Annotated in this window: 17 protein-coding genes; 7 read left to right on the plus strand and 10 right to left on the minus strand. The window is 68.6% G+C overall.

Annotation, left to right across the window (positions count from 1 at the left end):
- Positions 1 to 55: 55 nt before the first annotated feature.
- Positions 56 to 775, plus strand: a complete 720-nt coding sequence (locus tag ACOJUI_RS00575) for a TetR/AcrR family transcriptional regulator (protein WP_422116173.1) — start codon at positions 56 to 58, stop codon at positions 773 to 775.
- A gap of 6 nt (positions 776 to 781) precedes the next feature.
- On the opposite strand, the gene ACOJUI_RS00580 is transcribed toward ACOJUI_RS00575, so the two are convergent.
- The 4 genes from ACOJUI_RS00580 to ACOJUI_RS00595 all read right to left on the minus strand — a co-directional run bounded on the left by ACOJUI_RS00580 (position 782) and on the right by ACOJUI_RS00595 (position 5437).
- Positions 782 to 1600: an ATP-binding cassette domain-containing protein gene (locus tag ACOJUI_RS00580; protein ID WP_422116174.1), complete on the minus strand. Its 819-nt coding sequence runs from the start codon at positions 1598 to 1600 to the stop codon at positions 782 to 784.
- Complete coding sequence (locus ACOJUI_RS00585) at positions 1600 to 2709, minus strand: ABC transporter permease (RefSeq protein ID WP_422116175.1); 1110 nt, start codon at positions 2707 to 2709, stop codon at positions 1600 to 1602. The genes ACOJUI_RS00580 and ACOJUI_RS00585 overlap by 1 nt, the downstream gene beginning before the upstream one ends.
- Positions 2706 to 3683, minus strand: coding sequence for a sugar ABC transporter substrate-binding protein (locus ACOJUI_RS00590; RefSeq protein WP_422116176.1), 978 nt, complete (start codon positions 3681 to 3683; stop codon positions 2706 to 2708). The genes ACOJUI_RS00585 and ACOJUI_RS00590 overlap by 4 nt, the downstream gene beginning before the upstream one ends.
- Before the next feature lie 512 nt (positions 3684 to 4195).
- Positions 4196 to 5437, minus strand: a complete 1242-nt coding sequence (locus tag ACOJUI_RS00595) for an amidohydrolase (RefSeq protein WP_422116177.1) — start codon at positions 5435 to 5437, stop codon at positions 4196 to 4198.
- A 754-nt stretch (positions 5438 to 6191) separates the two neighbouring features.
- Between ACOJUI_RS00595 and ACOJUI_RS00600 the strand changes: the two genes are divergently transcribed.
- The gene (locus ACOJUI_RS00600) at positions 6192 to 7805 is read left to right on the plus strand and encodes a hypothetical protein (protein ID WP_422116178.1); all 1614 of its coding nucleotides are present in this window, start codon (positions 6192 to 6194) and stop codon (positions 7803 to 7805) included.
- Between the two features lie 309 nt (positions 7806 to 8114).
- The gene (locus ACOJUI_RS00605) at positions 8115 to 9416 is read left to right on the plus strand and encodes an acyltransferase family protein (RefSeq protein ID WP_422116179.1); all 1302 of its coding nucleotides are present in this window, start codon (positions 8115 to 8117) and stop codon (positions 9414 to 9416) included.
- Positions 9417 to 9485: 69 nt separating this feature from the next.
- On the opposite strand, the gene ACOJUI_RS00610 is transcribed toward ACOJUI_RS00605, so the two are convergent.
- From ACOJUI_RS00610 to ACOJUI_RS00620, 3 genes are all read right to left on the minus strand, one after another.
- Positions 9486 to 12608, minus strand: coding sequence for a DUF3427 domain-containing protein (locus ACOJUI_RS00610; protein WP_422117586.1), 3123 nt, complete (start codon positions 12606 to 12608; stop codon positions 9486 to 9488).
- Between the two features lie 14 nt (positions 12609 to 12622).
- A complete protein-coding gene (locus ACOJUI_RS00615) occupies positions 12623 to 13054 on the minus strand; it encodes a (deoxy)nucleoside triphosphate pyrophosphohydrolase (RefSeq protein ID WP_422116180.1) in 432 nt (143 codons plus the stop codon).
- 271 nt (positions 13055 to 13325) lie between these two features.
- A complete protein-coding gene (locus tag ACOJUI_RS00620; RefSeq protein WP_422116181.1) occupies positions 13326 to 14195 on the minus strand; it encodes an NAD(P)H-binding protein in 870 nt (289 codons plus the stop codon).
- 177 nt (positions 14196 to 14372) lie between these two features.
- On the opposite strand from ACOJUI_RS00620, the gene ACOJUI_RS00625 reads away from it, so the two are divergent.
- Complete coding sequence (locus ACOJUI_RS00625; protein WP_422116182.1) at positions 14373 to 14828, plus strand: protein NO VEIN domain-containing protein; 456 nt, start codon at positions 14373 to 14375, stop codon at positions 14826 to 14828.
- A 36-nt stretch (positions 14829 to 14864) separates the two neighbouring features.
- On the opposite strand, the gene ACOJUI_RS00630 is transcribed toward ACOJUI_RS00625, so the two are convergent.
- Positions 14865 to 15845, minus strand: coding sequence for an LLM class flavin-dependent oxidoreductase (locus ACOJUI_RS00630; RefSeq protein WP_422116183.1), 981 nt, complete (start codon positions 15843 to 15845; stop codon positions 14865 to 14867).
- Between the two features lie 199 nt (positions 15846 to 16044).
- On the opposite strand from ACOJUI_RS00630, the gene ACOJUI_RS00635 reads away from it, so the two are divergent.
- From ACOJUI_RS00635 to ACOJUI_RS00645, 3 genes are read left to right on the plus strand one after another with little or no spacing between them, the layout of a single operon-like run.
- The gene (locus ACOJUI_RS00635) at positions 16045 to 16887 is read left to right on the plus strand and encodes a ribose-phosphate pyrophosphokinase-like domain-containing protein (protein ID WP_422116184.1); all 843 of its coding nucleotides are present in this window, start codon (positions 16045 to 16047) and stop codon (positions 16885 to 16887) included.
- Positions 16884 to 18371, plus strand: a complete 1488-nt coding sequence (locus ACOJUI_RS00640; protein WP_422116185.1) for a nicotinate phosphoribosyltransferase — start codon at positions 16884 to 16886, stop codon at positions 18369 to 18371. Before ACOJUI_RS00635 ends, ACOJUI_RS00640 begins: the two co-directional genes overlap by 4 nt.
- The gene (locus ACOJUI_RS00645) at positions 18368 to 19024 is read left to right on the plus strand and encodes a hypothetical protein (protein ID WP_422116186.1); all 657 of its coding nucleotides are present in this window, start codon (positions 18368 to 18370) and stop codon (positions 19022 to 19024) included. Before ACOJUI_RS00640 ends, ACOJUI_RS00645 begins: the two co-directional genes overlap by 4 nt.
- Before the next feature lie 19 nt (positions 19025 to 19043).
- On the opposite strand, the gene codB is transcribed toward ACOJUI_RS00645, so the two are convergent.
- Together codB and ACOJUI_RS00655 are read right to left on the minus strand one after the other, a co-directional pair.
- Positions 19044 to 20327 carry a cytosine permease gene (gene codB / locus ACOJUI_RS00650; RefSeq protein ID WP_422116187.1) on the minus strand — a complete coding sequence of 428 codons (1284 nt, stop codon included), beginning with the start codon at positions 20325 to 20327 and terminating at the stop codon, positions 19044 to 19046.
- Positions 20324 to 20830, minus strand: coding sequence for a nucleoside deaminase (locus tag ACOJUI_RS00655; protein WP_422116188.1), 507 nt, complete (start codon positions 20828 to 20830; stop codon positions 20324 to 20326). The genes codB and ACOJUI_RS00655 overlap by 4 nt, the downstream gene beginning before the upstream one ends.
- Positions 20831 to 20973 lie beyond the last annotated feature (143 nt).

A 20973-nucleotide genomic window follows, 5' to 3' on the forward strand; every position in this document is an offset into this window, starting at 1 on the left:
ACCATGTACATTGGTGTGAACACCGTAAACTTCGTCGTCCGGGGGGTCAAGGGTCGTGACGGATTCGCGCGCGTACCATCACGGGGATCTGCGGTCCGCGCTGGTGGAGGCGGGGCTGGAGATGACCCGGGCCGGGGGGCCGACGGCGGTGTCGCTGCGCGAGGTCACCCGCCGAGTGGGTGTCTCCCCGGCCGCGGCCTACCGACACTTCCGGGACCGTCGGCAGCTGATGGGGGCGATCGCCCTGGTGATCCAGGAGCGGATGGCCGCCCGGATGCGCGAGCGCATGGCCCTCCCCGCCGACGCGGACGCGCCGGAGCGCGCGCTGCAGCATCTGCGCGGGGTGGGGCTGGGCTACATCGGCTTCGCGATCGAGGAGCCCGGCTGGTTCGAGACCGCCTTCTTCGGTCGCGCCCGCGAGGCGGCGCAGGAGGCGGCGGCCGACGCCCTGGGGTCCGGCGCAGCAGGGCCCGACGCCGCGGAGCCCGGGGCCGCGGGGCCCGGGGCCGCGGGGCCCGGGGCCGCGGGGCCCGGGGCCGCCGCGGGCGGCGCCGCCCCGCCGCCGTTCGCGCTGCTGACGGCGGCGCTCGACGAATGCGTCGAGGCCGGGGTGCTCTCCGCGCAGCGCCGCCCGGGCGCGGAGTTCGTGTGCTGGTCGGCCGTCCACGGCTGCGCGGGGCTGCTCCTCTACGGGCCCCTGCGCGGTGCTCCACCGGAGGTGGTGCGCGAGGTCTCCGCCCGGGTCGTGGACGACATCATCACCGGGATCCGCTGAGCGAGCTCAGGCGGTCTGCGCCGCGCGGCCCAGCTCGTGCTCGAGGGCCTCGAGCTCGGCGCCGCCGGCCATCTCCTGCGCGAGGTCGCGCAGGGTGGTCTCGTCCCGGGCCATGTCCGAGACGGTGCGGCCGCGCTTGAGCAGCACGAAGTGGTCCCCGACCAGGTAGGCATGGTTGGGGTTGTGGGTGATGAAGATGACCCCGAGCCCCCGCTCGCGGGCGCGCATGATGTATTTCAGCACCACCCCGGACTGTCGGACCCCGAGCGCGGCGGTGGGCTCGTCGAGGATCAGCACGCGGGCCCCGAAGTAGACGGCGCGGGCAATCGCCAGGCACTGGCGCTCGCCGCCGGACATGGTGCCCATGGGCTGATCCGGATCGCGGATCGTGATGCCCATCTTCGCCATCTCCTCGACCACCACCCGCTTGGCCTCCCCGGTGCGCACCATCCCCGCCCGGGAGGGCTCCGAGCCGAGGAAGAAGTTCCTCCACACCGGCATCAGCGGCGCCAGTGCGAGGTCCTGGTAGACGGTGGCGATGCCGCGGTCCAGGGCGTCGCGGGGGCTGGAGAACCGCACCGGCTCCCCGTCGATGAGGATCTCGCCGGAGTCGGGGGCGTGGTAGCCCGAGAGCGTCTTGATGAAGGTCGACTTGCCGGCGCCGTTGTCGCCCAGCACGCAGGTCACCTCGCCCTCGCGGACGGCGCAGGTGACGTCGTGCAGCGCGGTCACCCGGCCGAAGCTCTTGGTGATCGCGCGCACCTCGAGCACCGGGGTGGTGGTGGCCGGGTCCGGCGGGGCGGTCAGGGCGGGGTTCTCGGTCATCACGTCACCTTCAGAGCTCGCTTCTTGATCCACAGGTTCACCAGCACCGCGGCCAGCAGCACCAGCCCCAGGATGGTGCGGAAGAACTCGCTGGGCAGTCCCACCAGCGGCATGCCCTGCTGGACCATGCCGAAGATGAGCGCCCCCAGGGAGGCGCCGATCACGGAGCCGGCGCCGCCGGTGAGCAGGCAGCCGCCGATCACGGCGGCGATGATGAAGTAGAACTCCAGCCCGATGCCCGAGGTCACCGTCGCGTTGCCGTAGCGGATCACGGTCAGGGTGCCCACCAGCCAGGCCGCGGCCGCCGTGGTCATGAACAGACCCACCCGGACCTTCATCACCGGCACGCCGACGGCGCGCGCCGCATCGGCGTTGCCGCCGATCGCGAAGACCCAGTTGCCCCAGACGGAGCGCAGCAGCACCACGGAGCCGATCACGGTCAGCACCAGCCACCAGACCAGGGAGATCTGGAAGGGGCCCACGGCGCTGCCGAAGAGGGCGTCGGCCGAGTCGAAGCCGCTGTACTGGCTCACCCCGGAGACGGTCACCTGCCCGGTCAGGCGCTGGGTGACCGCGTAGTTCAGGCCCCACAGCACGAACATCATGCCGAGGGTGACGATGAAGCTCGGCAGCTTGGTCAGGTGCACCATCACCCCGTTGATCGCGCCGACGACCAGCGCGAACACCAGCGACAGCCCGATCCCGAACCAGACGTTCATGTTCAGCTGGGTGACCGCGAGCGCGGTCACCAGGGCGGTGGAGCCGGTCATCACCCCGGTGGAGAGGTCGAACTCCCCGCCGATCATCAGCAGCGCCACGGCGATCGCCATGATGCCCATCGTCGCCGCGGGATCCAGGAAGTTCGCGATCCCCGCCTGGGTCGCGAAGACCGGCGAGACCAGGGTGAAGCCGATGAACACGAGCACCGCCGCTCCGCCGGCCCCCACCTCCGGGGTCATCAGCAGCCGGCGGATCCGGCCGACGGCGACGAGCCGGTCGTCGGTCCCGTCGGCCGACGACGGCGGGGAGGGCGGCGGCGACTCCGGGGACTGGGGTGCGGGAGGCCCGGCCGGCACTGCGGCCGGCCGGGCGGACTTCGCCGAACTCACCGGGTGCCCCGATCCACGTACTCGGCGACCATCTCGACGTTCTCCGCGTCGATGAACGCCGGGCCCGTCAGCACCGGCTGCCCGCCGCCGAGGGTGTTGCCGTTGTCGTGGTAGAGCACCAGCATCGCGATCGGCAGGTAGCCCTGGAGGTACTGCTGCTGGTCGACGGTGAACAGGATGGTGCCCTCCTGGATGCCGGCCAGGACGTCGGCGTCGATGTCGAAGCTGGCGACCTTGATGTCGCGCCCGCTGGCCTCCACCCCGGCCAGAGCCGCGGTGGTCACGCTCGGGTTCAGGCCCACGACGGTGTCGATGGCCTCGTCGCCCATCAGGGTCGACTCCACGGTGGCCTGGATGCCCTGCGGGTTGTTGAGGTCGACCTGCAGGTTCATCACCTCGCCGCCGAAGCCGGTGGCCACGCCCGCGCAGCGCTCCTCGAGGCCGACGTTCCCGGCCTCGTGGATGAGGCAGACGACCTTCTGGGCGCCCTCCTCCGCCAGGCGCTCGCCGACGCCCTCGCCGGCCACGCCCTCGGACTGGCCGAAGTGGGCGAGCGCGCCGAGCTCGGTGGAGCGGTCCTCACCGGAGTTGATGGTGATCACCGGGATGCCGGCGGCCTCGGCGGCCTCGAGGGAGCCCTGCAGGGCGTCGGGGTTGGCCATGGAGACGACGATGCCGTCGGGCTGGTTGGCGACGGCCGAGTCGATCAGCTGCGCCTGCCGGGAGCCCTCCGGGTCGCCGGTGACCTCGACGTTGACGCCGTACTGGGCGCCGGCGTCCTCGGCGCCCTTCTTCACGACGTTCCAGAAGGAGCCGTCGGGCACGCTGTGGACGATCACGGAGTAGTTCAGGTCGCGGGCCTCGCCGCCGGCGGGGGCGGTGGCGTCGCCGCCCTCCTCCGTCTCCTGGCCGCCGGTTCCGCAGGCGGAGAGGATCAGGGCCATGGCCGCCGCTCCGACGGCCAGTCTTCTCATGGATCTCAGCACGACACTCACACCCTTGCTCAGAAGGAGTCGCGCGGCGCCGATGCCGCACGGCCGGCCGACTCCCTTGCCGGCTCGGGACCAGGGTGACAGAGGCCACACCGTGCGTCAAGGCAATGTCTGGACAAGCGGGGGCCCCCGATGTGGCGGGCCGCGGTGGATTCGCAGCGCGCCGGGAGGAAGTGCGGGTGAGATCGGACGCGGCCCCACGGAAGCGACCGGACATGCACCTGACATGGCGTAGCGCGGTGATCCGGTGCGGCGCGCGAGGACGCCGCGGGGCGTCGCCGGTGGGGAGTTCTCCCCGGGCAGTTCGCCCCATCGCGCTGACGGCCACAGCGCCCTAGATTCGGGGGACCGGGTGCGGGCCTCGTGGGGAACGAGGCAGCGGCGCGAGGCCCGGCCGGAGCAGGAGCTGCGCGCAGGCGGTGGGGGCCGCCGCGGGCGGCGAGGAGCGCTCCGGCTCGGCCTCGTGTCCGCGCCCCGGTCCCCCGCGGCGCGGCTCAGCCCTGCGCGGCCCCGGCCGGTGCGCCCAGGTGCGCGAGCACCGCGGCGACCGCCGCCTCTGTGCCGACCCGCAGCGTCGGCTGCTGATCCGGTGCGAACAGCGGGGAGTGGTTCGGGGCGATCTCGCGACCCTCGGCGAAGCCGCCGAAGATCCAGTAGCAGTACGGCGCCCCGAAGGCGTCGGGGATGATCGAGAAGTCCTCGGAGCCGGTGGACGGGGCCATCTGCTCGACCCGCTCGGCGCCGAAGTGCTCGACGAAGGCGCGGCGCACCGTCTCGGAGACCGCCTCGTCGTTGTCCGTGAGCGGGAAGTGGTTGAACAGCTCGATCGTGGGCGGCTGCGGGGAGCGGGCGGCCTCGCACTCGGCGCGCACCATCCGCCGCACCCCTTCGACGAGGTGGTCGAGGATCTGCTCGTCGTAGGCCCGGAAGTTCAGCTGCATCTCGGCGCGGTCGGGGATCACGTTCGCGCTCGACCCGGCGTGCAGGGAGCCGACGGTGACCACCCCGAAGTCGCCCGGGGCGATCTCCCGCGATACCAGGGTCTGGATCCGGGTGACGATCGCGGCGGCCAGCACGACCGGGTCGATGCCCAGGTGCGGCATGGAGCCGTGGGAGCCGGAGCCGTGCAGGACCACTCGCATCGACACCGCGGAGCTCAGCATCGGCCCGGGCGCGACGGCGACCTTCCCGGCCACCGGCGTGGTCATCACGTGCTGGCCGAGGCACACGTCCGGCCGGGGGAGCTTCTCGACCAGGCCGTCGTCGACCATCGCCTGGGCCCCGGCGGCGATCTCCTCCCCGGGCTGGAACAGGGCGATGTAGGTGCCCGACCAGTCCTCCCGGTGCTTGGCCAGCAGCCTCGCGGCGCCGAGACCGGCGACGATGTGGAAGTCGTGGCCGCAGGCGTGCATGGTGTGGACCACCTCGCCGGCAGCGTCGACCTGGGTGTGGACCGAGGCGTAGGGCAGGTCGGAAGCCTCCTGGACGGGCAGGCCGTCGACGTCCGCGCGCAGCAGCACCGTCGGCCCGTCTCCGTTGGTCAGCACGCCGACGACGCCGCCGCCGATGGTCTGGACCTCGTAGCCGTACTCGGTCAGCTGCGCGGTGATCTTGGCGCGGGTGCGATCCTCGAGCATGGACAGCTCGGGGTGGCGGTGGAGGTCCTCGTAGAGGGGACCCTGCCAGGAGGCGTAGTCCTCGAGGGCGGCGGTCATGCGGTCGGTCGGTGCGGTCACGGGGTGTCCTTTCGACTGAGTCGGTACCACTGTGCCACCCCGTGCCCGGACCAGATCGAAGGTTGCCCGGTGCCTACGCAGGCAGCGGTCGGAATAGGCTTCCCCACTAGGAGAATGTTGAGCCTTGAAGGGCGCCTGTTCAGACATAACTTGCAGATCGTCGCATCCTCCTGCAGGCCGAGCGGATCGGACAACGACGGCGCCAGTGCCGTCATCTGGTGTGGCGTTGCCGCGACGGAGTTGCCGTTTCGCGCCGCAGCTCCTAGATCGGCCGCGCCGACCCAGCGTCAGGGACAACGGGCGATCGTCGCTGTAGTCCGACGGCAGTCTGCAATGAATCGGCGCGCTTCCCCGATGCTAAGAGCATATGGTTAAACGATGTACGTGGACCGCGGCACCATCCGCGACGCGGGCGGCGGTGGCGAGTGTCAACTAGGCGTGCTGCGCTTTGGGGTCCGGGTAGTTCCGCGTCGCTCGTCTCGATAGAGTGTGCCCGCTGGTTCGTGCTCGACCGCCGTGGCGCCCCATACCACTGATGAATGCGGGTGCCCGGTTAGTCTCTCCATAGTTCTCACCATGGCGCGCGTCTCGGCGAGCGCGCCTATGGACGGCATGCAGAGCCGCCGCTGTGGGCCCTAGCCAGGGCGCGTAGAACGCTCGATGTGAACGATGCTTTTCGGCGGCACAAGTCGTTCCCGTAGCACTATATGCTCGCGACTTCCAGCGGCTGCGCCCGACAAAGACAGGAGCATTTATGTCCGATTACGCATACTTTGATGGCGAGAACGTAAGCAAACTGCAAGTTCTCCTTGAAGAGGTCACTCGCGCCAAACCTGGTTCTCCGAAGGCCAGATTTGTGCAGCCCGATGACGACACCGTGCGAGTGTTGTCATCCAAATTCCACCACGTGGTTTATGGGCGGCGCGGCACCGGAAAGTCGAGCCTACTGCGACATATTGAGGGGCAGTTAAGAGGCGGCGACAGGATAGTTGCTTGGGTGGACCAAGAGAATCTGAAGGCACTTTCGTACCCAGACGTGCTAGTCGCCGCTCTGGCCGAGATTTTTTCTCAGTTCGCAGACCAGTTGGCTATCCATTATCCTACACCTAAGCGCCCTTGGTACAAGTTCGGCCGCGCGGAGGCGTCTGTCGAACAGCAATTGATCGCGGATCTAAAAATCGCAACGTTGGCATTGAACGATTTGAAGCGGATGCCAGATTCGTCCGAGGTCGAATGGACGGAGGTCACGTTCGACGAGAGCACGTCGCAATCGACCCGAACTGGAGACCTCTCTGTTAACGCGAAGGCTGTTTCAATAGGAGGATCCAAGGGCCGGGGGCAGTCCAGCAAGAAGTCAAAAAACCTCGAATTGGCACAGCGGTACACTGCTTCGAAGAGTGAGCATCTCGAGCGCGCACTCTCGACGTATCGAAGTCTAATGACCCGAGTGGGAGATGTGGTCGGCGATGCCTACGTTATTCTCGACGACTTCTATCATCTTGAGTATGCTAAGCAGCCGAATATCGCCGGATATTTTCATCGGGCGGTGAAGGACTCCGGCGTCTGGCTTAAGTTTGGCTCAATTCAACTATGGACTCGCTTGTACGCGGGCGGACTCCCTCCTATCGGCATGCAGGTTCCCCATGACCTGAAGGACCGAACGCTCGATCGGAACTTGCAACAGTTTCCAGGCACGAAACGGTTCTTGGAAGGCATTCTGGCGAACCTGGGTGAGGAATGCGGTGTGGAGATGACAAAACTCTTCACCGAAGGCGCCCTTGACCGACTAATTCTCGCCTCGGGCGGAGTGCCGAGGGACTACATCGGGCTCGTCGCACTGAGTATCTCGGAAGCGAAGAGTCGCGGCATGTCGACTAAAGCGGGGAGCAATCGAGTCAGCGCAGAGGATGTCAATAAGGCTGCAGGTAGAACTGTAGACAATAAGCTCAGCGACATGCAAGAGGACGCAGGGTCCGAATGGGTGAGTTTGCATCAGCTTGTTCTGAAGCTCACTGCCCACTGCCGGGTTAGCAAGTCGGCCTGCTTCCTTATCGATACATCTGACGTCGATCTGGTAAACAAGATTAATCGCTTGCAAAACATGCGATTCGTGCATCATGTGGCATCGAACGAGTCGCCGCCCCAGAAGCAAACCGCGAGATACAACGTCTATGTTCTCGACGTTTCGCAGCTCGCGGCTCAGCGTGCCTGGCAAGTGGATTTTATGGGCTGGACGAAACGAGAGGGTCGACGCGCCCGAAAGTTGATCTTCCGCGAGGGAGCTGAAGTAGCGCCAGTTGAAGGTGTGGTCGTCGAATCCGCGATTGCCAATGACGACGCCGCGGCCGTCGTGGAGGCAGTCGAGTAACGCCAAAGGGTGGTCCCGTTAACCGTTCCCTGCTGCCAGCTGTCTCCCGGGCGTGGTAACGGAATGCAAGGGAAGCTTGCGGAGGTCTCCGGTGCGGGCATAGTAGAGAAAGGCGGAGCGTCGGTCGGAGTGTAAACGGGTTTGACGGACGTTATCGTGAAGTGATGTAGCCTATTTGTCATGTTGCAGCTCGCAGCTCGCACAAACTGGGTGGCAAGCTCACGGCGAGGGGTGGGCAAGAGCTGGTCGTCGTACCCATGGGCTTCCACGCGGCGCTGGCCATGAATGTGAAGTTGGAGGGACCATCCAATGCCAAGCACGCGCCTCAGCCGCGCCGAGAAGGTCGACGCCGCCACCCCGGAGAGCCGCAACCGCGTCGTCGACTTCCTGCGCGCCGCCGCGATCACCGCGGTCGTGCTCGGACACTGGACGATCATCGCGATCGACCCCGACGGCGGCATCCAACCCCACGGCGTGCTCGACGGCGCCGCCTGGACCCATCCGCTGACGTGGATCTTCCAGGTGATGCCGATCTTCTTCCTGGTGGGCGGATACTCCAACGCGCTGTCGTGGCGCTCCGCCCGGCGCAAGGACGTCGGCTACGCGGCGTGGCTGCGCACCAGGCTGCGGCGGCTGGGGATCCCGCTGATCCCGCTGCTGCTGGCGTGGCTGCTGATCGGCGTGGTTGCAAGCGCCGCGGGCGCGCCGACCGACGTTCTGCAGCTGGCCTCCCTCATGGCGCTGATCCCCACCTGGTTCCTCGCCGCGTACCTGATGGTGATCGTGGTGGCTCCGCCGTGCCTTCTCCTGTGGGAGCGGTTCGGGTGGCGGTCGATCCTGGGGCTGCTCGCGCTCGCCGGTGTCGTGGACGCGATCAGCATCGCCGCGGATCAGCCGCTGCTCGGCTACCCGAACTATCTGCTGGTCTGGGCTGCCTTCCACCAGTTCGGCTATGCGTGGCTGGACGGACGCCTGGCGGGTGCCGGCCGCCGACTGCTGCTCGCCGGGATCGGACTGGTGGGATTGCTGGTGCTCGTGCTGGCCGGCCCGTACCCCGTTTCGATGATCACCTCCGCGGCCGACGAGATCTCCAACTCCAACCCGACCCGGGTGACCATGGCCTTCCTGGGCATGCTGCAGGCAGGGCTGGTGCTCTCCTTCGAGAAGCCGCTCACGACTCTGCTGCGCCGACGGCGGCTGTGGTTCGCCACCGTGCTGGTCAACCGGCGGATCATGACCTGGTTCCTGTGGCACCTCACCGTCATGGTGGGGCTCGCGCACCTGCTGCTCGCCCTCGATGCCCAAGCGCTGCTGCCCGAGCCGCTGAGCGGCGTGTGGTGGGCGACTCGGCCCCTGTGGGCGCTGGTGCTGCTGGGGCTGACCGGTCTGGTGGTGCTGATGATGGGTCGGTTCGAGGAGCCGCGGGCCGATGACCGGCCGGCGCCGCCGGTGTGGAAGCCGGTGCTCGCCGCCGTCACGGTGATCGCGGGGCTCGCGGTGATGGCGTCGGTGGGCATTGCCGGCGCGAACGGCGTGAACTGGTGGTGGCCGCTGCTTCCAGTGCTGGGAATGGTCCTGCTCGGGGTTTTGCGGTGGCCTCGCCGAGCCTAAGCAGCAGCCCGCTAGCGCCTACCGCGACGATCCACCGGTGCCTAAAGCGCAGTCGGGGTGACCACTGCGCTAGGCAGCGGTTTTGGCCTCGAGGAAGAGGTCGATTGGCATCTCACGCTCGAGCTGCCAGACGATCTGCATAGGTCGGGAGCCAGTGGCGCTGTCGAAAATCGCAGATCCAAGACAGGTATAAGGTTCGGTGCCGATATCGCCGGTCTTCGCGCGGCGTACAAAGAGAACCACGTTGGTACCTCGCTCGACATGATTAGCGTAGCGGCGCCCGGTCGCACTGGACTCACTAGTCGTGCTCTGGGACTCCCAGTGAAAGTACCTCTGGTTAATCGCGTAGTCGCGGTACATCGTGGTGGGAGAGTAGTCCGCTTCGGTCTTCTTCAGTGTGATGAGAAGAGCGTCCGTCTGCAGCGATGGAAGCCATTTCACGCCCTCACGGATAGCCCCAGGGGTGCCTTGGTCCAGCGTGCCAAGTCCCAGCCCGGCGAGCAGCTCTTCGCGGGAATACTGGGCGTGCGATCTCAGCGGTGTTCCCGAGAGGACGCCGGTAAGCGGCTTGGGGGTCACCCTCGTGACTCGTTCCCGGTAAGACAGCAGGTCGAGGACTTCGGTGACGACGCGCGGTCGGGAGCGGAGGTCCTCCAGCCCGCGGTGAATGCCCTGCGCCCCCGTCGGCCAGAAGGTGAAGAAGAGCATCGCGGCATGGAGGTCTCTCTCAACGCCCAGCGGAAGAGTCGGCGCCGTAAGCAGCTCTCGGTATGCCCGTATGCGAGCAGCGTCGTCGACGTGCGTAAGCGCGCTGACGCGCCGCAGCAGCGCCTCGTCCTCGTCATCAAACCCCCGGGGTCGATCCGCCGGGAATGCCCAGTCCACGAGCGTGGCCCAGCTGCCCGAGCGCTTCTGCCCGTCGAGGGTTCGCGATGACGATGCGTAGATGTCGGCGAGAGAGCGTTCGGCCTCGTGCAAGTAGCTCCCGAGGGAGTACTCACGGGGCGCGACGTCCGGGGACTTGTGCTGGCGGACATCAACGACCAGATCCTTGGTCGACAGCTTGAGCTGCTTACGCACGTTCGATAGGACGATGTCCTGCGCGACTCGGTCGAAGACGATCTGCGAACCTGGCGGGAGAAAGGGGAATCCCGTTGTGACGGCGCGCTCCAGCTTGTTGCGGGATAGGCCAGTGAGGGCCCGGTACTTGAGGTCGAAGCGGAACTGTTCGCTCTGTAGGCCAACGAAGTCAAGAACGGTAAGTACGGCCTTGTCTTCGGATCGACGCAATCCTCTGCCGAGCTGCTGAAGGAAGATTGTCGCCGATTGCGTGGGACGGAGCATGAGCACTGTGTCGACCATCGGAATATCGAGCCCTTCGTTGAAGAGATCGACAGCGAAGACACAGGTGAGTTCGCCGCGCCGGAGCTTCTCGAGGCCCTCGCGGCGATCGTCGCCGTTAGAGTCGCCGGAGAGCGCGAGGGCGGGTAGGCCCTCGCGGTTGAACACCTCGGCCATGTACTTGGCGTGATCAACACTGACGCAGAAGCCAAGCGCGCGCATCCGTGTCGGATCGGTGACCTTATCGGCTACGGCCGTAAGAACCTTGGCAGCGCGCGCATCGTTGCCCGTGTACACGCGGTCAAGCTCGCCGATGTCGTAGCGACCGCGCGAGAACTTAACCCCGCGGAGATCCACCCCGTCCGCGATGCCGAAGTAGTGGAACGGAACGAGCAGATCTGCGCCGAGAGCGTCCCAGAGGCGTAGTTCGCTGGCGGCACGGCCGTCGAAGAACTCCGCGGCAACGTCCACCCCATCGGCCCTCTCCGGGGTTGCCGTAAGTCCCAGGAGCTCGCGAGGCGTGAAGTAGTCCAGGATGCGGCGGTACGTCGCGGCCTCCGCGTGGTGGAACTCATCGATGACGACGATGTCGAAGTGGTCGTGTGCCCATCGCGCCAGTTCGAGCGCGCTACTCATCGATTGGACCGAGGCAAAGACGTGCCTGCCTCGGGCCGGCTTGAGCCCGCCGACGAAAAGCTCACCGAAACTGCCGTCCTTGAGAACGTTGCGGTAGGTGTGAAGTGCTTGCTCCAGGATCTCGCGTCGGTGCGCAATAAACAGTAGCGTCGGCTGATCGAGCGGTGTTGACCGCAGGCGCTTGTAGTCCATGGCTGCTATGACCGTCTTGCCGGTACCGGTCGCAGCCACGAGGAGATTGCGGTGTCGACCGTGAACGGTGCGCTCGGAGGCGAGGTCCTCGAGCATCTCGGCTTGATGCGGGTAAGGACGGACGTCGAGCGAGGTGAACTGTGAAGCGCCTTGGCCGAGCCGCCCGCCGTTCTTAGCGAGCAGCGCATCTAGGCGCTCTGCATCGACGTCGGGGTCGTACGGGGCGAACGCGGCATCGTCCCAGTACGTGTCGAATGTCGAGTCGAACTTATCGAGCAGCGTCGGTGTGACCTGACGTGACAGACGGACGTTCCACTCCAATCCGTCGACGAGAGCGGCGCGGCTCATATTGGAGCTGCCAACATAGGCGGTGTCGAACCCGCTGTTGCGGTGGAACATCCAGGCCTTGGCATGCAGGTGTGTGGACCGTGCGTCGTAGTTGACTCGGACCTCAGCGTTCAGCGCCCGGACGAAGAAGTCGACGGCCTTACGGTCTGTAGCGCCAATGTATGTCGTCGTCAGGAGGCGGATCTGCACTCCTCGCTCCGCTGCCGCGCGTAGTGCCTCCTCGAGCACGCGGATGCCGCTCCACTGGACGAAGGCGCATAGGAGGTCGATGCGATCGGCGCTCGCCATTTCAAGCCGGAGTTCCGACCCCAATTGTGGATCTAGGCGGGAATTCGTAAACAGCGCGACGTCGCTCAACGGCGTTGAAGGGCGAGGAAGCGCGGCCCCCTCGGCAACGCTGACCGACGTGAGGTGCCTCGGGCCCGGAGACACCGACGCGTCGGGCCCCGACGGCGGTAGCGACCGCAGGATTCGGTTCGCAAGATTAACTCGCTCGTGAGCCGGGGTTACCCGCAGTGCCCTTCGAGCCTCGGAGGCGATGTGCTCCGCGAGAACATGAGCGGCGTCTTCGGAATCGACCTCCGACGTCAGCGCGGCGAAGCCGTGTGCGTCCGCCGTTGCAACAACGTCGCTGAGCCCAGCGGTGACGAGTAGCTCGTAGAGGCCGGGCTCCAAGGCCCGCGGGCCGGTCACCGACAGGCCTGCGTGCGAGTTGCCCTGCTCGCAAGAAGCTCGGGAAGGCGCGCGATAATTGGTACGTCGCCGGGGGCCCAGTCGTAGTCCTGGAGCTCCTCTACTGCGATCCACGTCAGAGCGTCGTGGTCCGTGCTGAAATGCGGATCGGGTCCGAGGAGTGTTGCCGCATAGCACGACAGCTCGATAGTGGTGCTCCCGACCTCGCCCGCGCTTCGGTCGATAAGCTCACCGACCGCGACGTCGCTACCAAGCTCCTCGCGGATCTCTCGGGTCAGCGCCGCTTCGGGCGATTCGCCTGGCTCCACCTTCCCGCCCGGGAACTCCCAGAGGCCACCCGCGCTTCGGTCGGGGTTACGTCTCCCGGCGAACACGGTGCCGTTGCGTTCGATGATCGCCCCCACGACGCGGATCGTTGTGCCGCCCATCCCCGCCCCTTCGTTGCGACTTCCTCAAGGACTGATCCTACGGACGTAATGCACCGGGTGGAGCCACTAGAGCTGCCCCCGGGGGGGAGTCTCCGTTCACGCAACGAGCGTTCCTCAACCGATGACCGCGTGGCTCGTGGCCGCGGCTCATCGACTATGGCCGGACGGTGGGCGGCGCGCTCCTCGCGCGCCAACGTAACGCTAGAGCGTGGGTCTCGACGGCAACGTAACTGCCGCACTCGGAGTGAACCCGTCCGGACCCGCCGCTGGCTCACACCGCCCCCACCAGCACCTCCTGTACCCACGACCGCAGCGTTGTCGGCGTGGTGGAGAAGACCGACCGCGCCTGCTCCGGGACGAAGCCGTCCCGCAGCCCGGTGGACATGCCGAGCATCGCGGCGGCCATCGGCTCCGGCATCCCGGCAGCGAGCATCTGCTCGCGCATCTGCTCGTCGCCGATCTGCTCCACGTGCACCTCGCGCCCGAGCTCGGCAGTAAGCACTGAGGACACCTCGGCCCAGCTGAGATCTGCCGGTCCGTGTACGCCCTGGACGCGGCGCCCGCTCCAGTCGGGGTTGAGCACCGTCGTGGCGGCGACCTCGGCGATGTCCCGTGGCGCGACCCAAGCCATCGGCGCGTCCGGCGGGAGCACGGTTTGCACGGTCCCGTGCCGCAGCGCATCGACCTCGTAGGTCAGATTGGTGAAGAAGTAACCGCAGCGCAGGTGGGTGACGTCGATATCGAGCGCGTCCAGCGCGACCTCGGTCGCTGCGAGGCCGTCGATCTCGCCGGCGCCGTGGCGCTTCTCGGCCCCGATGCTGCTCTGGAAGACGACGCGCCGGATCCCGTTCGCTCGCGCTGCCGCGACGATCGCTGTCGTCGCACGGGCATGGTCGGCGAGCGGATCACCCGAGGCCGAGGGCGGGTTCACCCAGTACACGGCGTCCACCCCTCGCGTCGCGGCCACGACCTGGTCGGCATCCCAGGAGTCCGCAGCGACGACGTCGACGTGCTCGCGGAGCTCGGCGTCGACCCGGTCGGGGTGTCTGGTCAGCAGCAGCGGCTTCACGCCCGCCCGGATCAGGATGCGGGTGAGATGGCGGCCGACGTGTCCACCGGGAGTTGTCACGGCGATGCGCATGGCGGAGTCTCCTCTCGATCGGGGAACTCACGCTAGGTGGCTGAGCGGTCCGATCCTGTCCGCGAAGAGGCCTGTCAACGAGCGCGAGCAGGTCCGCACAGGCAGTCTGCATCTGACCGATCAAGCAAGCTCCAGAGGGCAGTATCGGATCTCGTCGCGCCGTGCCACCGTCTCGTCATGAAGCCGTCGAAGCTCCTCGCGATGCCCAACTACGAGACCGAGAACCGCGCGGTCGCCCACGTCATCGCGCAGGAGAAGGCCGCGGGTCGCGAGGCCGTCGACGCGCGACACATCCCCCGCAGCCGTGTCGACGTGGAGAGCACCGATCCTGCCACCGGCGAGGTGCGGCTCATCGAGATCAAGGCCTTCGGCGGCTCCGGCCGCGGTGACGTCCTCTGGCTCGAGCCGAACCAGGTCGCCGCGCTCGGCGAGGTCCCCGGCTCCCACCTCTACATCGTCACCGACGTGCGCTCGACGGACCCGTCGGCCATCCGGATCCTCGATCTCACTGGCGAGCAGTTGCGCGAGCGGCTCGCGGCGAAGAAGGAGAAGCACTACTTCGAGGTGCCGCTGCCGGTCGCCCTCTACGACGAGTTGCGCGCCGCCGCGGGGGAGCCGTCCGCCGAGGAGTGACCCGTTCGGAAAGCCTCGCCGCGGCAGCCCCGCCCCTCACCCCATCCACGCCTCGGCCAGCAGCTCCGCAGACCGCAGCCGCTGCTCCACCCGCGGACCCTGGTGGGCGATGATCAGCTCGTCGGCGCCGGTGTGCTCGGCGAACTCGGTGACCTTCTCCCGCACCACGTCGGGGGTGCCGACGGCGCTGTAGGTCGCCATCTGGTGCAGATGCTGGGCCTGCGGGGAGTCGAGCAGCACGTCGGCCTGCTCATCGGTGTACTCGGTGCCGGGGCGCAGCAGCAGCGCCACCCGGCTGCGCATCATCTCGCGCTGCTGACGCTCGGCGTCGGCCTTGTCGTCCGCCGCGATGACGTTGTAGGCGGCGATGACGTAGGGCTTATCGAGCTGCTCGGACGGCTGGAAGTCGCGGCGGTACAGCGCGATCGCCTCGTGCAGGGCGCCGGGGGAGAAGTGCGAGGCGAAGGAGTAGGGCAGGCCGAGGGCGGCGGCGAGGCTCGCGCCGAACAGCGACGAGCCGAGGATGAACAGCGGGACATCGGTGCCCTTGCCCGGGTAGGCGTCCACGCCCGGGATCCGGGACTGGCCGCGCAGGTACCCCTGCAACTCCATGACGTCCTCGGGGAAGGTGTCGGCTGAGGCGCCGCTGCGGCGCAGGGCGCGCATCGTGTTCTGGTCGGTGCCGGGGGCCCGGCCGAGGCCCAGGTCGATCCGGCCGGGGTGGAGCGACTCGAGAGTGCCGAACTGCTCGGCGATGACCAGCGGGGCGTGGTTGGGCAGCATGACGCCGCCGGCGCCCAGCCGGATGGTCTTGGTGTGGGCCGCGACGTGGGCGATCAGCACGGAGGTGGCCGAGGATGCGATCGAGGCCATGTTGTGGTGCTCGGCGTACCAGACCCGTCGGTACCCGGTCTCCTCGGCCTTCTGCGCCAGGGCGACGGTGCCGTCCAGAGCCTGCTTGGCGGACTGGCCGCGGGCGGCGGTGGCGAGGTCGAGGATCGAGAGCGGGACGGGCATCAGGCACCTTTCGTGGAGCGGCAGCGCCGGTCGGCGCGGCACCGAAGAAGACAACGCCCCCGGCCTGCGATTTCTTCCCGCGAGGCAGGCGCGGAAGCCTCGATCGCCACGCCTGGCCCCAGTAATAGTTGCGCCAACCACTACGCCGTGCCACACTGATCGCACTAGCAGTTACAACCACTAAAACAGGAGGTGCGGCATGATCGAGATGCTCACCCACCGCGACGGCGCCACCGCCCCCGACGACGCCCGCGCCATGACCTTCCCGGCCGGCGAGCAGCACATCGTCCTCGGCGAGGACGCCACCGGCCCCCTCGCCGTGCTCGTCCGCGGCGCCGGCGCCGAGGACCTGGTCGCCGCCGCCATGGCGATCGACGCCGCGAAGCGCGCCGGCCGCCGGACCGCCCTGGTGATCCCGTACCTGCCCGGCGCACGCCAGGACCGCGGCACACCCTTCGGCGCCGCGGTCTACGCCCGGCTCATCAACGCCATCGGCGCCGATCGCGTGATCGCCCTGGACCCCCACTCGCCGGTGATGCCGTCCCTGATCGAGAACCTCGCGATCCACCCGCTGCCGCGCCTGGTGCGGCGCGTGATGACCCGGCGCGTCGCCGACACCCGGATGAGCCCCTACGTCGGCGTCATCGCTCCCGACGCCGGCGCCACCGCGCGGGCCCGCGCGGTCGCCGCCGCCCTCTCTCTGCCGCTGTTCCAGGCCCGCAAGCATCGCGACTTCGCCACCGGGAAGCTCTCCGGCTTCACCTGCGAGCCGCTGCCGGGGACCGGGCGGCTGCTGGTGGTCGATGACATCTGCGACGGCGGCGGCACCTTCGCCGGCCTCGCCGCCGCCACCGGTCTCGGCCCCGACCGGCTCGACCTGTGGGTCACCCACGGCGTCTTCTCCGGCCGCGCCGCCCAGCTGCGCGACCACTTCGGGCAGATCCACACCACGGACTCCCACCCCGGCCACGCCAACCCCGCCGTCGGCGCCGTCATCCACCCCATCACCCCCACCCTCATCCGAGAGGCCCTCCAGTCATGACCACCGCGTCCCCCATCGCCCCGCTGCTGCTGACCGACGGCTACAAGGTCGGGCGCGTCAAGCAGTACCCCGAGCGCACCACCCGGGTGTACTCGAACTGGACCAACCGCGGCTCCCGCCTGCCGGGCGTCGACGAGGTCGTCCACTTCGGTCTGCAGGCCTTCTGCCAGGAGTACCTGGTGGAGGCGTTCGCGCCCTTCTTCGCGGCCGACGAGGACGAGGTCTGCCGCCGTTACCAGGAGGTCATGGACGCCTACCTCGGCCCCGGCAGCGTCCAGACCGACCACATCCGCGCCCTGCACCGCCGGGGCTGCCTGCCGCTGCGCTTCTGCGCCGTGCCCGAGGGGACCCTGGTGCCGCTGCGGGTGCCGTCCTTCACCATCGAGAACACCGAGCCCGAGTTCTTCTGGCTGGTGAACTACGTCGAGTCGGCGCTGTCCGCGCAGGTCTGGCACGCCTCCACCACCGCCACCATCGCCCTGCAGTACCGCCGACTGCTGGAGGAGGCGGCGCTGCGCACCACCGGTTCGACCGACGCCGTCGACTTCCAGGCGCACGACTTCTCCTTCCGCGGCCAGACCTCTATCGCCGCCGCCGAGGCCTCCGGCGCCGGGCACCTCACCAGCTTCCTCGGCACCGACTCGATCCCCTCGATCGAGTGGATCCGCCGCTACTACCCGGGCGAGAACGGCCTGATCGCCGGCAGCGTGCCCGCCACCGAGCACTCCGTGATGACCGCCGGCGGTCAGGCGGGGGAGCGGGAGACCTTCGAGCGGCTGCTGAGCATCTACCCGAGCGGGATCCTGTCGGTCGTCTCGGACACCTGGGACCTGTGGAGCGTGCTGGAGGAGATCCTGCCGGCCCTGCGGGAGCGCATCCTGGCCCGGGACGGCAAGCTCGTCATCCGGCCCGACTCCGGCAACCCCGTCGACATCCTCTGCGGCACCGCGCGCGAGCTCGGCCAGGGCGCCACCGCCCCCGAGCGCGGCGTGATCGAGACGCTCTGGGACGTGTTCGGCGGCACCGTCACCGCGCAGGGCTACAAGGTGCTGGATCCGCACATCGGGGCGATCTACGGCGACTCGATCACCTTGGAGCGGGCCGCGGCGATCATCGAGCGTCTCGAGGCCAAGGGCTTCGCCTCCACCAATGTCGTCTTCGGGATCGGCTCCTTCACCTACCAGTACGTCACCCGCGACACCTTCGCCTCGGCGATCAAGGCGACCTGGGCGGAGGTCGACGGCGTCGGCCGCGACATGCTGAAGGACCCCGTCACCGACAGCGGCACCAAGCGCTCCGCGACCGGCCGCCTGGCCGTCACCCGCGGGCAGGACGGGCGCCTGGATCTCATCGAGCGGGCCACCCCCGCCCAGGAGGCCGCCAGCGAGTTGCAGGTGGTCTGGGAGGATGGAGCCGCGGTGCGCCGCCAGTCCTTCGCCGACGTGCGCGCCCGCCTCCACGAGGAAAGGACGGCCCGAGCGTGACCGGTGAGCAGACCTACGAGCAGCCGCTCGTCAGCGTCGACGTGGTGCCCCTGTGGATTGCCGGCGACGGCGCCCTGCACGTCACCCTCGGTCGCCGCCTGAACGAGCCCTTCCGCGGCGACCTCGCCCTGCCCGGCGTGCTGATGGGTCGGGAGCGGTCGATCGACGCGGCCACCCGGGCGCTGCGCACCAAGGTCGGGATCGACCCCTCCGCCGTCACCCTGCGCGACGCCGGGGTGTTCGACGCTCCCGAGCGGGACCCGCGCGGCCCCACCATGGCGATCGCCAAGCTCGGGGTGGGCTCGCAGCGGGACCTCGTCGGCGGCGAGCACGCCGAGGCGCACCCGATCCATGGCCTGCCGGACCTGCCCTTCGACCACGCCGCCGTCATCGGCGCGGCCGTCGGCACGCTGAGCCGGCTGCTGTGGACCGATCCCGCGGTGGCGCGCGCCCTGCTGGGCCCGGAGTTCACCACCCGCACCGCGACCGCGGTGCAGAGCCGGCTCGAGCAGGCCGCGGGGCAGCCGGTGCGGGCCGACGCCTCCAACATGAAGCGGCGCCTGCTCGCGCTCGGCTGGTGCACCCCGACGGACCGCACCGCCCTGCCCGAGGGCGGCACGGGCCGCCCCAGTACGGTGTGGGAGTGGGTCTGAGCCTCGAAGTGCCGCCGGCTCAGGCCCGCCGCGTCCGCGCGCTGAACACCCACGCCAGCACCAGCGCCACCACGATCCCGTTCAGCGGGGCGATGCCGATCCCGGTCTCGTTCGAGACCCATGCGCTCAGCGCCCCGAGCAGGTACGGCACCAGTGCCTGCCAGCGCACCTTCTCGGTGAGCGTCGCCAGCGCCGGCTGCCCGTGGCGCCAGCGGGCGATCCAGTCGCCGATCAGCACCCCGCCCAGCGGCGGGATCAGCACCCCCAGCAGGCTCAGGTAGCCCACGATGTGGCCCTCCACGCCGGTCAGGGCGAGCACGGTGCCGATCGCGACGCCGCCGATGATGAAGGGGCCCTTGCGGGTGGAGCTGGCGATCTCGGCGCCGGCCACCCCGAAGGCGTAGGCCGCGTCGGCGTTGGACTTCCACAGGTTGCCGAACAGGAAGAACAGGCCCCAGCCGATCATGCCCATGCCCAGCAGCAGGGTGGTGAAGTCGCCCTGGCCGAACGCGAGGGCGGAGACCGCGCCGAAGAACACCATCAGGCCGTTGCCGATCACGAAACCCATGGCGCAGGCGATGACGGCGTCGCGGCCGCGGCGGGCGAAGCGGGTCCAGTTGGCGGCCTGGGTGCCGGCGGAGGCGAAGGTGCCCACCACCGTGGTGACCGCCGCCGCCCAGCTCATGGTGGTCGTGGGGGCGATGTCGAACAGCCCGCCCACCCCGCCCACCTCGGTCAGGGCCTTGCCGGTGATCCAGAAGGCGAGGATCAGGATCAGCGGGGTGGAGATCAGCGAGACCCAGTACATGCCCTCGTAGCCGTAGAGGGCGGTGAGCATCATGAGCACTGAGACGGCGATCATCACCAGCGCCGGCGCCCAGGCGCCCTCCCAGCCGAAGGCGAGCGCCGTCATCTTCCCGATCGAGCCGACGGCCACCCCGTACCAGCCCACCTGGGTGCCGCCCAGCAGCAGGGAGACGACCTTGGAGCCGGCGGTGCCGAAGGTGTAGCGGGACATGACCACGGTGGTCAGCCCGGTGCGGGCGCCGAGGAAGCCGATCGCGGCGACGTAGGCGCCCAGCACCACCGAGCCCACCGCGAGCACGGCCAGGAACTCGGAGAAGCGGAACGCGGCGCCGATGCTCGCGCCCGCCATCAGGGTGGGGGCGAAGACGGTGAAGCCGATCAGGACGACGCTGATGGAGACCACGCCGCGGCGGGCGGAGCGGGGGACCGGGGTGACCGGGTAGTCGGGGTCGACGGGCGCCTGATCGGGGTCGACGCGCAGTTCGGCGGCGGTCACCGCTCCTGGTCCTCGGCCGGGGTGCTCAGCTCCGCGGTCTCGACCCCGATGTCCTCGCTCCAGATCTCGGGACGCTCGGAGATCATCCGCTCCATCAGTGCGATGCACTCCGGGTCGTCCAGCACGTCGACGACGACGCCGCGCTCGCGCAGCAGCGACTCGGCCATCTCGAAGGTGCGGTTCTCGCCGACCACGACCCGGGGGATCTCGTAGAGCAGGGCGGTGCCGGAGCACATGATGCACGGCGAGAGGGTCGTGTAGAGCACCGACTCCCGGTAGACGCTCGCCCGCAGGCGGCCGGCCTTCTCGATCGTGTCGGTCTCGCCGTGAAGGATCGCGGAGTCCTTCTGGACACGCTGGTTGTGGCCTGCGGCGAGCACCTTCCCGTCATGGACCAGCACGGCGCCGATCGGCACCCCGCCCTCGTCCCAGCTCTTGCGGGCCTGCTCGATGGCGAGGGAGAGGAAGCGGCGGTCGTCCTCGGCGGTGGGGGTCCAGGTCATGGGCGGTGTGCTCCTGCGGTCGGGATGTGCGGTCGAGCGGCATCGTAGGAGCGCGGCCAGGCACCCTGCGCCTCGATCTCGCGGCGAGACCGGGATGTGACCTGCCGTCCCGCTTCGCTGAGACGCCACATCACGAGAAGGTC

The sequence above is a fragment of the Brachybacterium sp. UNK5269 genome, assembly GCF_049266655.1.
Taxonomy (GTDB): Bacteria; Actinomycetota; Actinomycetes; order Actinomycetales; family Dermabacteraceae; genus Brachybacterium.